The sequence below is a fragment of the Kitasatospora sp. NPDC059408 genome, from assembly GCF_042751525.1.
GTDB lineage: Bacteria > Actinomycetota > Actinomycetes > Streptomycetales > Streptomycetaceae > Kitasatospora.
In genome coordinates this window covers 1-12,095 of the sequence record NZ_JBHYWI010000069.1, presented here as the reverse complement: position 1 = coordinate 12,095, position 12,095 = coordinate 1, and the positions used below count along the sequence as shown (strand labels likewise).

At 75.0% G+C, this 12,095-nt stretch carries 9 protein-coding genes and 3 pseudogenes; 8 read left to right on the top strand and 4 right to left on the bottom strand.

Going from position 1 to position 12,095, the window contains the following annotated elements:
- Positions 1-187: 187 nt before the first annotated feature.
- Positions 188-316 (bottom strand): annotated as a pseudogene (locus ACFXDE_RS33405) (transposase); the annotation flags it as partial.
- 719 nt (positions 317-1,035) lie between these two features.
- On the opposite strand from ACFXDE_RS33405, the pseudogene ACFXDE_RS33400 reads away from it, so the two are divergent.
- The 7 genes and pseudogenes from ACFXDE_RS33400 to ACFXDE_RS33370 all read left to right on the top strand — a co-directional run.
- Positions 1,036-1,329 (top strand): annotated as a pseudogene (locus tag ACFXDE_RS33400) (ATP-binding cassette domain-containing protein); the annotation flags it as partial.
- Positions 1,326-2,372: pseudogene (locus ACFXDE_RS33395) on the top strand (ABC transporter permease); the annotation flags it as partial. The pseudogenes ACFXDE_RS33400 and ACFXDE_RS33395, both read left to right, overlap by 4 nt.
- Before the next feature lie 670 nt (positions 2,373-3,042).
- The gene (locus ACFXDE_RS33390) at positions 3,043-3,627 is read left to right on the top strand and encodes an ABC transporter permease (RefSeq protein WP_380498301.1); all 585 of its coding nucleotides are present in this window, start codon (positions 3,043-3,045) and stop codon (positions 3,625-3,627) included.
- Positions 3,628-3,749: 122 nt separating this feature from the next.
- A complete protein-coding gene (hemC, locus tag ACFXDE_RS33385) occupies positions 3,750-4,685 on the top strand; it encodes a hydroxymethylbilane synthase (protein WP_380498300.1) in 936 nt (311 codons plus the stop codon).
- Between the two features lie 148 nt (positions 4,686-4,833).
- Positions 4,834-6,681 (top strand): protein kinase, encoded by a 1,848-nt coding sequence (locus tag ACFXDE_RS33380; protein WP_380437527.1) that lies wholly within the window; start codon positions 4,834-4,836, stop codon positions 6,679-6,681.
- 102 nt (positions 6,682-6,783) lie between these two features.
- Entirely contained in the window at positions 6,784-7,428 is a 645-nt protein-coding gene (locus ACFXDE_RS33375) for a methyltransferase domain-containing protein (protein WP_380498270.1), read from the top strand.
- A 79-nt stretch (positions 7,429-7,507) separates the two neighbouring features.
- Positions 7,508-8,038, top strand: a complete 531-nt coding sequence (locus ACFXDE_RS33370) for a hypothetical protein (protein WP_380498269.1) — start codon at positions 7,508-7,510, stop codon at positions 8,036-8,038.
- A 114-nt stretch (positions 8,039-8,152) separates the two neighbouring features.
- Here the strand turns inward: ACFXDE_RS33370 and ACFXDE_RS33365 are convergent, their stop codons facing one another.
- Positions 8,153-8,758 (bottom strand): TetR/AcrR family transcriptional regulator, encoded by a 606-nt coding sequence (locus tag ACFXDE_RS33365; RefSeq protein WP_380498268.1) that lies wholly within the window; start codon positions 8,756-8,758, stop codon positions 8,153-8,155.
- A 128-nt stretch (positions 8,759-8,886) separates the two neighbouring features.
- Between ACFXDE_RS33365 and ACFXDE_RS33360 the strand changes: the two genes are divergently transcribed.
- On the top strand, positions 8,887-9,630 hold the full coding sequence (locus ACFXDE_RS33360; RefSeq protein ID WP_380498267.1) for an SDR family oxidoreductase: 744 nt from the start codon (positions 8,887-8,889) through the stop codon (positions 9,628-9,630).
- A 139-nt stretch (positions 9,631-9,769) separates the two neighbouring features.
- Here the strand turns inward: ACFXDE_RS33360 and ACFXDE_RS33355 are convergent, their stop codons facing one another.
- Positions 9,770-10,402: a GNAT family N-acetyltransferase gene (locus ACFXDE_RS33355; RefSeq protein WP_380498266.1), complete on the bottom strand. Its 633-nt coding sequence runs from the start codon at positions 10,400-10,402 to the stop codon at positions 9,770-9,772.
- 48 nt (positions 10,403-10,450) lie between these two features.
- Positions 10,451-11,920 (bottom strand): SDR family oxidoreductase, encoded by a 1,470-nt coding sequence (locus tag ACFXDE_RS33350; protein ID WP_380498265.1) that lies wholly within the window; start codon positions 11,918-11,920, stop codon positions 10,451-10,453.
- Between the last annotated feature and the right edge of the window lie 175 nt (positions 11,921-12,095).

The window sequence follows — 12,095 nt, the reverse complement described above, 5'->3', positions numbered from 1 at the left end:
CCTTCTGGGTGGACCAGGAGGCGTCCAGGTACCACCTGTTGCGGTCGGGGTCGTGGACGATGTCGTAGCGCACGGCCCGGTTCTCGCTCACGCGGTCCAGCCACTCTCCCCGGCGGTGCGAGAACGCGACGGAGCAGGAGAGCCGGTACCGTCCCCGGGGCGCGTTGGCGAGGTGGCGCAGCGGCTCGGGCAGCACGAGAGTGACCTCGCCGGTCGCGGGGTCGACGGTGATGGTGTAGTTCCCGTGCGGGGCACCGGACTCGCCGTCGGCGGTCAGGAACAGCCGGGCCGCCTCCCACCGGGTGCGCCACTGCTCGGGTGTACGTCGGGCCGCCTCCAGGCTGTGCCGGGCCTTGAGCAGCCGACGGCCACCGACCGTGATCGCGGGCCGTCCGGCGTCGATACGCTCCTGGACGGCCGCGAGGCGGGCGGCGAGGTGGTGCAGTCGGCGTTGTTTCTGGAACCGCTCGTCCTGGTCGGCGTAGCCGCGGATCTTGCCCTCACGCTTCCCGCACGGCACGGCCAGGCGGCTCTCGATCGCGCGGATCGCCCTGCGCAGGCCCGCGCGCTCGTCGTACAGGCAGCGCAGCCCGAGCTGATACTGGTCCTCGCTCACACGGGTCATCGCACCGGCCCACCGCGAGGAGGAGACGGCTGTGAGCCGCTTCTTCCGGCCCGCCCGCCGGGCGTCCTTCCCGGCGACCTGCCCGATACGGACCCGCTCCGCCAGATCCACCCGCTGGTAGCGGCTCAGATGGCGGCCGACAAGCCACAGCACCTCGGCGTCCCCGGCCGTCACCCGCAGCCGATCCCGGATCCGCGCACCCGCAGGCGCCGCGACGGTGAAAGGCGCAGCGATCGTCCGCAACTCACCCCTCTTCGCACGGCGCCCACCCACCGTTGCAGCCCTCCCCTCAACAGCCCGTCAACCACCGACCCTCACACGGCAAGCCGTCTGCCAGGTCCGATCGCCCGCCTCATCACCAAAACGGGGGACACGATGGCCTGCCCTGGCCAACAACCGAACCAACGGTTGCCTACCCCGCCACCCTGAGCGGCGGCGGCGAGCGCCAGCGGGTCGCCGTCGCCCGGGCCCTGATGAACCGCCCGGCACTCCTGCTCGCGGACGAGCCGACCGGCGCCCTGGACAGCCGCTCCGGCGAGCAGGTGATGGACCTGCTGATCGACCTCAACCAGATCGGGCAGACCCTGCTGATCGTCATCCACGACCCCAACCCGGCCGCCCGCTGCGCCGGCCGGCTGGTCGAGGTGGCGGACGGCCGGGTGGCGCGGGAGCGCGCGCTGGAGCCCGTGGAGCCGACGTCATGACCGGCGCGGTGTGGCGCGCCTCGCGCGCGGCGGTGAAGCGCCGGCGGGTGCAGACCGTCGTGATCGGCCTGGTCGTCTTCTGCTCCACGGCGACCGTGCTGCTCGCCCTCGCGGTGATCAGCGCCGCCCGGGCACCGTTCGACACGGCCTTCGACGGCCAGCGCGGGGCGCACGTGGTCGCCGCGTTCGACCCGGCCGGGGCCTCGGCCGAGCAACTGGCCGCCACCGCCCACCGGCCGGGCGTCGAGGCGGCCGCCGGGCCCTTCGACCAGGCCGTGGTGGAGATCCCCGCCGACTGGCTCGGCCGCCCGCCCGGGCCGCTGACCCTGGTGGGCCGGGCCGACCCGGCCGGGCCGGTGGACCAGGTGAAGCTGCTGTCGGGCCGGTGGGCCGCCAGGCCCGGCGAGGTGGTCGTCAACGAGGAGTTCGGGGCCGCGGGGACCAGGTTCCTGAACACCCCGCTCGCCACCAGCGGCGGGACCTTCACCATCGTCGGATTCGCCACCAGCATGAGCCAGTCCGCCGGCGGCTGGGTCACCCCCGAGCAGGCGGCCGCCCTGCACCCCACCGGGCGGCAGATGCTCTACCGCTTCACCGACGCCTCCGACCCGGACGCGCTCACCTCCGCGCTGGACACCGCCACCGGGGGCCTGCCCAAGGACGCGCTCGTCAGCGCGCAGTCGTACCTGACGCTCAAGCGGGCCTTCTCGGCGGGCGCCGACGCCCACCTGCCGCTGATGACGGTCTTCGGCGTGCTCGGCCTGGTCGTCTCGGCGCTGATCGTCGGGAACGTGGTGAGCGGTGCCGTCGTCTCCGGCTACCGGCACATCGGCGTGCTGAAGTCGATCGGCTTCACCCCGCGCCAGGTGGTCACCGTCTACCTGACGATGGTCTCGGTGCCCGCCGTCGCCGGCACGGTCCTCGGCACGGCGGCGGGCTGGGCGGCGTCGTACCCGATCCTCCGGGCCGCCTTCAGCGGGATCTCGACCGGCACCGCAGTGATCGAGCCGGCCGGGTGGCTGCCCGCCGCCTCGCTGGCCGGCGTTCCGCTGCTGGTCGTCCTCGCCGCGCTGGTCCCGGCCTCGCGCGCCCGCCGGCTCTCCGCCGCCCAGGCCATCTCGGCCGGCAGCGCGCCGCGCAACGGCCGCGGGCTCGGGATCCAGCGGTGGCTGAGCGGCACCCGGCTGCCGCGCGCCGTCAGCCTCGGCCTCGGCCAGCCCTTCGCCCGCCCCGCCCGCACGGCGCTGACCATGTCGGCGATCGCGCTCGGCGTGCTCACCGTGACGGTGACGGCCGGTCTGAGCAGCTCACTCGGCAGGTCGATGGACCACAGCGACGGCCAGACCCACATCGCCGTGCAGACCGCCCACTTCGCCGGCAACACGACCGCGCCCAGGCTCACCCCCGCCCAGACCGAGGCGATGCTGCGCGCCACGCCCGGCGCCGAGCGGGTCTCCGTCCGCGGACTGGTCCAGGTCGGGCTGGTCGGTCACGCCCAGCAGTCCTTCGCCAACTTCTACGGCGGCGACGACATCGCGAACTCCAAGCGCCTGGCCGTGGTGAAGGGCCGCCCGGCGACCGGGCCGAACGAGATCGAGGCCGGGCTTCCTCAGGCAGCACGGGCTCAGGATCGGCGACCGGCTCACCCTCGACCTGGACGGCCGGCAGCTGGTCGTCACCCTCGTCGGGGAGGAGTCCGAGGGCAACCCCCGGGTGTTCTCCTCCAACGACGCCACCAGGGCCGCGCTCACGGACGACCCGCACGTGGTCGAGTACGACGTGAGGCTCGCCGACGGCACCGACGCCGAGGCGTACCTGAAGGCGGTCGCGGCCGCCGACCCGAGCCTCTCGCCCTCGGTCTACGCGGCGGGATCGGACGGGGGCATCGTCGCGATCCGGACCTTCAGCACGACGTTCACTGTTCTGCTGTCCGTCGTCGCCGCGCTCGGCGTCTTCAACACCCTGCTGCTCACCATCCGCGAACGCCGCCGCGACCTCGGCATGCTGAAGTCGATCGGCATGACGCCCCGGCAGGTCGTCGCCATGACGGTCACCTCGGTGGCCTGGCAGGGCGTGGCCAGCGGAATCATCGGCATCCCGGTCGGGATCCTGGTGCACCGGCTGATCGTGGAGAACGTCCGGCTCATCGACTTCCCCGAGCGGACGATCGACGTCTGGGGCGCCCCGCTGCTGGCCGGCCTCGCCGTGGCGGGCGTCGCGATCGCCGTCCTCGGCGCGCTCGTCCCGGCCCGTGCGGCGGCCCGGCTGCCGATCGCCGAGGTGCTCCACAACGAGTAGGGACATCGCCGAGGTGCTCCACAACGAGTAGGGGCGGGGACCGGGCGCCCGCGGGCTTCCTCCGGATTGCGGCACTTGAGACGCCGTCACCGAGGTCGCGCGCGGGCGCCTATCATCGCGCCATGGCCACCACTGAGCTGATCCGCATCGTCTCCCGCTCCTCGCCCATGGCACTCGCCCAGGTCGAGCGCGTCCGCGCCGAACTCGCCGTCGCGCACCCGGGGTTGCGCACCGAGGTGGTGCCGGTGACCACCTCCGGCGACCGGTGGACGGGCGACCTCGCCCGGCTCGGCGGCAAGGGCGCGTTCACCAAGGAGGTGGACGCCGCGCTGCTCGCCGGGGAGGCCGACGTCGCCGTGCACTGCCTCAAGGACGTGCCCGCCGACCGCCCGCTGCCCGCCGGCACCGTCTTCGCCGCCTACCTTCGCCGCGACGACATCCGCGACGCCCTCGTCCACCCCGGCGGCCTGACCCTCGACGAGCTGCCGCCCGGCACCCGGATCGGCACCTCCTCCGTCCGCCGGGTCGCCCAGCTCGCCGCCTCCCACCCGCACCTGGTGTGCGTGCCGATCCGCGGCAACGCCAACAGCCGGCTCGCCAAGCTCGCCGCGGGCGAGGCGGACGCGCTGCTGCTGGCCGTCTCCGGGCTGGAGCGGATCGGCGAGTCGGCGCGCGTCACCGAGGTCCTCGGCGTCGACGCGATGTGCCCGCCGATCGGCGCGGGCATCCTCGTCCTGCAGTGCCGAGAGGACGACGAGGCCACGATCGCCGCGGTTGCCGCGCTCGGCCATCACGACACCTGGCGCGAGGCCACCGCCGAGCGGATGTTCCTGCACGTCCTCCAGGGCCACTGCAACAGCCCGATCGCCGGCTACGCGCACGCCGAGCCGGACGGCCGCCTGTCGATGCGCGGACGGGTCTTCAGTCCGGACGGCAAGCAGGTGCTGGACGCCCACGAGTGGGCCGGTGCGCTCACCCCCGAGGACCTCGGCACCTCGACGGCCCTGGCCCTCAAGCGGCAGGGCGCCCACGAGCTGATCGCGGCGATCCCGCACTGAGGCCCCCGCGCCGCCCGGCCGATCTTCTTCACGGAACGGTGACAGCTTTTCCATACGAGTGACACCTGCCATGATGCGGGTGCACCGTAGGGGAGTTGACGATCAATCGGACGAACGTGCGGACACGCCGGGGGTGGACGTGGAGGCCTTGAGACCCACCGATCCGACGACGGTCGGCGGCCGGTACCGGCTGCTGGCCCGGCTCGGCAGTGGCGGGATGGGGGTCGTCTACCTGGGGCGGTCCCCGGGCGGGCGGCTGGTCGCGGTGAAGTGCGTCCACTGGGACCTGGCGACGGATCCGGAGTTCCGCCGCCGCTTCACCCGCGAACTGGAAGCCGTCCGGCGGGTCGGCGGCTTCCACACCGCGCAGGTCGTCGACGCCGACCCGGACGGCGACCCGCCGTGGCTGGTCACCGCGCACATCGCCGGGCCCTCCCTGGAGGCGGCCGTCGCCGCGCACGGACCACTGCCCGAACCGGCCCTGCGGGTGCTCGGCGCCGGCCTGGCCGAGGCGCTGGAGGCGATCCACCGGGCCGGCCTGGTGCACCGGGACCTCAAGCCCTCCAACGTCCTGCTGAGCGAGGACGGCCCGCGGGTCATCGACTTCGGCATCGCCCGGGCCCTGGACGGCGCCTCCATCACCCGCACCCAGGTCGTGCTCGGCACGCCCGGCTACATGGCCCCCGAGCAGATCGCGGGCGGCGTGGTCGGCCCCGCCGCCGACGTGTTCGCGCTCGGCCGGGTGCTCTGCCACGCGGCCGGCTGCTCGCCCTGGGGCACCGGGGACCCGCAGGTCCTGCTCTACCGGATCATGCACAGCGAGCCCGACCTGTCCGGCGTGCCCGAGCAGCTGCGGCCCGTCGTCGCCTCCTGCCTGGCCCGCCACCCGGTCGGTCGGCCGGCCCCCGCCCAGCTCGTCGCCGTACTCGGGCCGCCCGAGTACGGCGGGGCGAGCGGTTCGTGGCTGCCGGAACCGCTGCGGGCGCGGCCCGCCGTCCCGGACACGCCGTGGGTGGAGCCGGCGGCCGCCCCGCCGCCGCCCGCGGCTCCGCCGCTCGCCGCACCGCCCGTCACCGCCCCGCCCGTGCCGCCGCCCGCGGTCGGCCGGACGCCGACCGTGTTCTCCAACGTGCCACCGCCCGGCGGGGGTCGGCGCCGGGCCAGGCCGTGGCTGCTGCTCCCCGCGGTCCTCGCGCTCGTCGCCGCGGCCGTCGCCGTGCCGCTGTACCTCCAGCGCGACACCCCCGACACGCGCGACACGCACGACCTCGGCAACGGCTTCGTCGTCGCGACCGACGACGGCAGGCCGCCCGACTGCGTCAACGGCGGAGTCAACGGCAACGCGGGAGGCCCGGGCCCGGCCGAGACGACGGGCCCCCCGAGCCCGCCGGCCGACCTGCCGGGCATCCCGGCCCTCGCCGCCCCGGCCGACAACGCCACCGTCGAACAAGGCGCCCCGGTCACCCTCAGCTGGACCAAGACCGGCGCGGTGACCAGGGTCCTCACCAAGGCCGGCGACGGCCAGTGGCGCGTCTCCGGCTCGTTGACCTCCGCCGACTGCACCTTCACGCCGACCACTCCGGGCCTCTACCAGTGGGCCGTGGACAGCGCGACCAGCGCGTCCCAGAAGGCCGCCAGCGGCATGAGCGGCGTCCGCTACCTGTACGTCAAGCCCCCGGGCGGCAGCTCGGTGAACCAGCTGGCGCACGTCCCCTCCGCGCCGATCCTGGTGTTCCCCGCCTCCCGGGCGGTGGTCCGTGCCGGACAGCCCGTCCAGCTGTCCTGGGCGGCGTCCGGCACCAGCTCCCAGGTGGACCTGCTCCTCCCGAACGGCACGTGGCAGAACCTCCCGTGGCAGGCCGCGACGTCGTACACCTGGGTCCCGACGAGCCCGGGCACGTACCTGTGGAGCGTCTTCACCTCGAACGGATCCAACTGCGGCGCGTTGGTGTGCATCAGCGGATCGAGCGAGCAGCGGTACCTGACCGTGCAGTGAGCGCCCGTCAGCCGGCCGTCCGGCCTCGGCACGCTCGAACCGAAACGGTCCGGCCGGGACTTGTGCTTCCTCCTGTCGCTGTCGCGCGGCAGGATCGGGCGCATGACCGAACCCGCCCACCTCGCCGCCGTCCGCGCGTCCTACAACGCCGTCGCCACCGATTACGTCCGACTCGTCATCCCGCCCGAGGAGTTGGACCCGGTCTCGCGCGCGATGCTGGCCGCCTTCGCCGAGCTCGTCCGGTCCTCGGGCGGTGGGCCGGTGGCGGATCTGGGGTGCGGGCCCGGGCGGGTGGCAGCGTACCTGGCCGGGCTCGGGCTCGACGTGTTCGGGGTGGACGTGTCGGACGAGATGGTCCGGCTCGCCCGGCTCGCGCACCCCGGACTCCGGTTCGTGCGGGGCTCGATGGGAGCGCTGGAGGCCGCGGACGGCGGTCTCGGCGGCATCCTGGCCTGGTACTCCGTCCACCACACGCCGCCCGCACAACTGCCGGCGCTGTTCCGCGAGTTCCGGCGCGTGCTCCGCCCCGGGGGTCGGCTGCTGCTCGGCGGCCACGTGGGGGACGTCCATCTGCGGCCGGCCGAGGGGTACGGGCACCCGGTGTCGTACGAGTCCCATCTGGTGCCCGTCCCGCGGCTCGTCGAGCTGCTCACGCTCGCCGGATTCACCGTCACCACGCGCGTGGAGCAGCCGCATCCGTCGCGCGCGGATCGTTCGTACGTCTGCCTCCTGGCGGATGCCGGATAGCTCTCGTGGGGGAGGGGGTCCGGCCGGGTTCGGCCGGGTGGACGACGTCCGGGCCCGGGGGCGCCGCGAGAGTGGAGCCATGGCGATCACGATTCCCCTGGGCGACACCGAACGACCCGTGCAGCGTTGGGCCTTGTGGCTGGCGAAGGCCCTCCCGTTCGTCGTGCTGCCGCACTGTCTGTGGCGGCTCCCCTTCGCGGCCGGCTTCGAGATGGGAACGATCGACCCGAGACGGCCGCCGATGCCCTGGTGGGCGCCGGGCTACGTGGTCGGGCTGAGCGTGCTCACCGAGGCGCTCTGCCTGCTGACCCTCGGTCTGGTCGCGGGGTGGGGCGAGGTCTTCCCGCGCTGGGTGCCGTTCCTCGCGGGCCGCCGGGTGCCGCCGCTCGCGGCCGCCGGGCCCGCGGTGGTGGGCGGGCTGGTCCTGGTGGGGCTGTTCGACCTCCAGCCGCTCGCGTGGACCGGTGTGGTCGACGAGGTCGGCTACCGGAACGGCTGGTGGCTGGCGCTGGCCCGGGTGTGCGTCGGCCCGGCGATGCTGTGGGGCCCGATCGTGCTGGCCCTGGCCTTCGCGTACTACCACCGCCGCCGGCCCGTGGGCGTCCGGTAACCGCCGGGGCGCCGGCCACCGGGGTACCGGCCGCCGGAGTACTGGCCGCCGGGGTGCTGTGCGCAGGACGTCGGATCGGCCGACTTCCTGCGCACGCGTCGTTCGCCGGGGTCGCTACTGCGCCGCCCCGGCGACCAGCGATGCGGCGAGCCGGTCGGCGGCGTCGGCGTCCAGGGGGGCGTGGCCGAGCAGGAACCGGTACCAGAAGACGCCGTAGACCTGGTCGACGATCAGGTCGAGGTCGGCGTCCCCGCGGAGCTGGCCGCGCTCGCGCCCGCGGGCGAGGAGCTCGCGCAGGGCCGTCCGGCGGGTCGCGGTGAAGGACTGCATCAGGTCGGCCAGGTGGGGGTCGCGGGCGGCCTCGCGGACGAGGGTGCGCAGGGCGGAGGCGGTGGTGTCCTGCTGGGCGGCGTCGAAGGTGGTGGCGACGAAGGCGCGCAGGTCGGCGCGGAGGTCCCCGGTGTCGGGGCCCGCGACGTCCTGGTCGGCGCGGTCGGAGAGGGCGTCGAGGAGGACGGCGCCCTTGGAGGGCCACCAGCGGTAGACGGTCTGCTTGCCGACGCCGGCGCTGCGGGCGATGGCGTCGATGGTCACGGGCGTGCCGTCGGACTCGGCGAGGAGGCGCAGGGCCGCGTCGAGGATGGCCCGGTGGGCGGCCTCGTTGCGGCGGCGTCCGGTGTGCGGGCGGGCGGCGCCCGGCTGGGGGTCCGTCGCGTTCATCGGTCGTCCTCTCGTCCTGCGGTCGCCCCGGCTCCAGCTGTCTGGGTTCTCCATTGACAAGACTAACAGTCTCGACAATCATCATTACCGGAACGGATAGTCTCGACAAGCCGGAAGGAAGCACCACCATGAACACCACGTCGGACCTCTTCGCCGGACAGCGCGTCGTCGTGATGGGCGGCAGCTCGGGCATCGGCGAGGCCGCGGCCACCGCGTTCGCCGCCGACGGCGCTGAGGTCGTGATCACCGGACGGGACCGCGGGCGCCTCGACGCCGCCGTCGCGCGGATCGGCGGCAAGGCCACCGGCGCGTCGGTCGACGCGACGGACACCGCCGCCGTCGCGGCCTTCTTCGCCGGGGGCGGCACCGTCGACCACCTGGTCCTCGCCGTCAGCGGCGCGGCCGGCTCCGGATCGTTCGCCCGGCTCGACCTGGCCGACCTCGCGCACGGGTTCGACGCCAAGTTCTGGCCGCAGGTCCGGGTCCTCCAGGCGGCCCTGCCGCACCTGCGGGCGGACGGCTCCGTCACGCTGATCACCGCCGCCTCGGCGCGCGCCGCGATCCCGGGCACCGCCGGACTGGCCGCCATCAACGGCGCGCTGGAGGCGATGGTGCCGCCGCTGGCGGTCGAGCTCGCGCCGCTGCGGGTCAACGCGGTGTCGCCCGGCGTGGTCGACACCCCGTGGTGGGAGCGCGTGCCCGAGGAGCAGCGCAAGGCGCTGTTCGACGGCCTCGCCGCCACCACGCCGGTCGGGCGGGTCGGCCGTCCGGAGGACGTGGCCCGCGCGATCCACATGCTCGCGGCCAACACCTTCGTGACGGGCGTGGTCCTCGACTGCACCGGCGGCGCCAACCTGGCCACCGGCCGCTGAGACGGCGGCTCGGGTGTGGCGCGCGGGTGCGTCGCTCAGGTGTGGCTCGTGGGGGTGTTCGTCGAGTGTGCCGGTCGGGTGCGGAGGCCGGGTGCGGAGGCCGGGTGTGCCGGTCGGGTGCGGAGGCCGGGTGCGCCGGTCAGGTGCGGCGGACGAACCCGGCCATGAGGCCCCGCAGTTCCCAGCCGAGCGAGGCGTACAGCGCCCGCCCCTCCTCCGTCGCGCCGAGGGCGGCCGTCTCCGCGCCCGCGTCGAGGGCGGCGTCGGTCAGCAGCCGCATCACCGCGCTGCCGAGCCCGCGGCGCCGGTGGGCCCCGTCGGTCTCGATGCGGTCGAACACCGCGAGCGCGCCGTGCACCCCGGTGTGGCCGCCGGCCGCGAACTCGCCGTCCGGGGTGAGGAGTCGGGCGTACGCCACGCCGTTGCCGCGCTCGACCTCCGCCGTGTAGCCGGCGGGCAGGCGGACCTCCTCCCGGCGCAGCACGGTCGTCATCATCAGCTCGTCGGCGTTGCGCTCCCAGGCCGGGCCGAGCAGGCCGAGGGCCGCCTCCGGCTCGACGAACCCCTTGATCCGCGCGTACGGCCGGTCGGCGGCGGCCGCGGCGGCCCGGACGCTCCGCTCGTCGGTCCGCAGCAGGACGTGCCGCACGGACTCCCTGCCGCGTCCGACGTCGACCCGCAGCCCCCACGGCACCTCGACCGGCGTCGGGCAGCGGCGGGCCGCGGCCAGCCCGTGCACCCAGGCGTGCGTCAGTTCGTTGTCCGGCGCCATGCGTTCCCCCCGATGCGGCGATCCTGATCGCCGCAGCCTATCCCGGGGTCACCACGCGGCCTCCCGGTAGTCCTTGAGGAACACCCCCGACACCGGGGAGCCGGACTCGCCCCGGACGATCGGGTCGTAGACGCGGGCGGCGCCGTCGACGATGTCGAGGGGTGTGCGGAAGCCCCGGCCGGCGATCCGGGCCTTCTTCGGGGCCGGGTTCTCGTCGGTGATCCAGCCGGTGTCGACGGCGCACATGTGCACGCCCTGGCGGGCGAGTTCGGCGGCGCTCGTGCGGGTGAGCATGTTGAGGGCGGCCTTGGCCATGTTGGTGTGCGGGTGGCCGCCGGTCTTGTTGGCGACGGCGAAGCGGCCCTCGACGGCGGTCACGTTGACGACGTAGCGGCGCGGGTGCGGGGAGGCGAGCAGGAGGGGGAGCAGGCGGTCGCAGAGCAGGGCCGGGGCCAGCGCGTTGACCAGCTGCGTCTCCAGCACCTCCGCCGGGTCGAGCTCGCCGAGCCGGGCGGACCACGAGTTGCCGGGGGCGAGGTCGGGCAGCAGGCCGGCCTCGTCGGGCAGGGCGAGCAGCCCGTGCGCCGCGGCCGGGGCGGGGTCGAGCTCCGCGGCGGGCCAGGCGGCGGTGAGCGCGGGCATCGGCCGGAAGCCCGGGGCGTGCGCGACGGCGCGGCGGTCGGCGGCGGGCAGGGCGTCGCGCTCCCCGGCGGCGAGCAGCGCGTACGACTCGGGCGGGCGGCGCAGGGTCTGCGCGGCGTTGTTGATCAGGATGTCCAACGGCCGTCCGTCGGAGCGCAGTTGCTCGGTGAGCCCGAGGACCTGGCGCGGGTCGCGCAGGTCTATCCCGACGACGGTGAGCCGCTCCCACCACTGCGCGCTGCCCTCGGCGGCGCGGAAGCGGCGGACGGTGTCGTGCGGGAAGCGGGTGGTGACCGTCAGCTCGGCGCCGTCGCGCAGCAGCATGAGCGCGAGCTGGAAGCCGATCTTGACCCGGCCACCGGTGAGCAGCGCGCGGCGCCCGCGCAGGTCGGTGCGGAGGCCGCGCCGGGCGGTGTTGTCGGCGGCGCAGTCCGGGCAGAGCATGTGGTAGAAGCCGTCGACCTCGCGGTACTGCTGTTTGCAGACGTAGCACCGGCGCGGTGTGCGCAGCTCCCCGACGGGTCGGCCGGTCGGCTCCCCGCAGGCCGGGGCGAGCGGGGCGTCCTCGCGCCGGTCGAGGGCGCCGGTCGCGGTGGTGGCGAGCAGCGCGGCGTCGGCGTCCCGGACGGCCTGCTTGGCCTCCTGGCGGCGGCGCTTGCGGCTCTCCATCACGAAGGAGCTGAGCTGTCGCTCGGCGTGCAGGCGGGTGCGGTCGTGGGGCGGCAGGTCGCGCAGGCGGCGCAGGGTGCGGCCGAGGGCGGCGAGTTCCTCGGCGGTGACGGTCTCCGCGGCGCTGCCGGCACCGGCGCCCGCGGCGCCGCGGCCGGTGGCCCGGTCGTGCTGGTGGTCTTCCGTTCGAATCGTCCGGACCGTCATGTCCGCCCCCTTGTGGTCGTGCCGTGGGTCGGACTGTAACGGAGGGTCGCATGTGATGTGACCTCAATAAACCGGGGTGCGAGCCGGCCGGGTGCGAACGGTGGGGTGCGAACGGCGGGGGGGCGGGGGCGGCTGGGGCCCCCCCCCCCCCCCCCCACCCGCACACCCCGGAGGG

Coding starts and splice junctions, on each gene's coding strand:
- ACFXDE_RS33355 (WP_380498266.1), bottom strand. CDS start 10,402: ATGGCGCCGGACAACGAACTGACGCACGCCTGGGTGCACGGGCTGGCC.
- ACFXDE_RS33350 (WP_380498265.1), bottom strand. CDS start 11,920: ATGACGGTCCGGACGATTCGAACGGAAGACCACCAGCACGACCGGGCC.
- hemC (WP_380498300.1), top strand. CDS start 3,750: ATGGCCACCACTGAGCTGATCCGCATCGTCTCCCGCTCCTCGCCCATG.
- ACFXDE_RS33370 (WP_380498269.1), top strand. CDS start 7,508: ATGGCGATCACGATTCCCCTGGGCGACACCGAACGACCCGTGCAGCGT.
- ACFXDE_RS33365 (WP_380498268.1), bottom strand. CDS start 8,758: ATGAACGCGACGGACCCCCAGCCGGGCGCCGCCCGCCCGCACACCGGA.
- ACFXDE_RS33375 (WP_380498270.1), top strand. CDS start 6,784: ATGACCGAACCCGCCCACCTCGCCGCCGTCCGCGCGTCCTACAACGCC.
- ACFXDE_RS33360 (WP_380498267.1), top strand. CDS start 8,887: ATGAACACCACGTCGGACCTCTTCGCCGGACAGCGCGTCGTCGTGATG.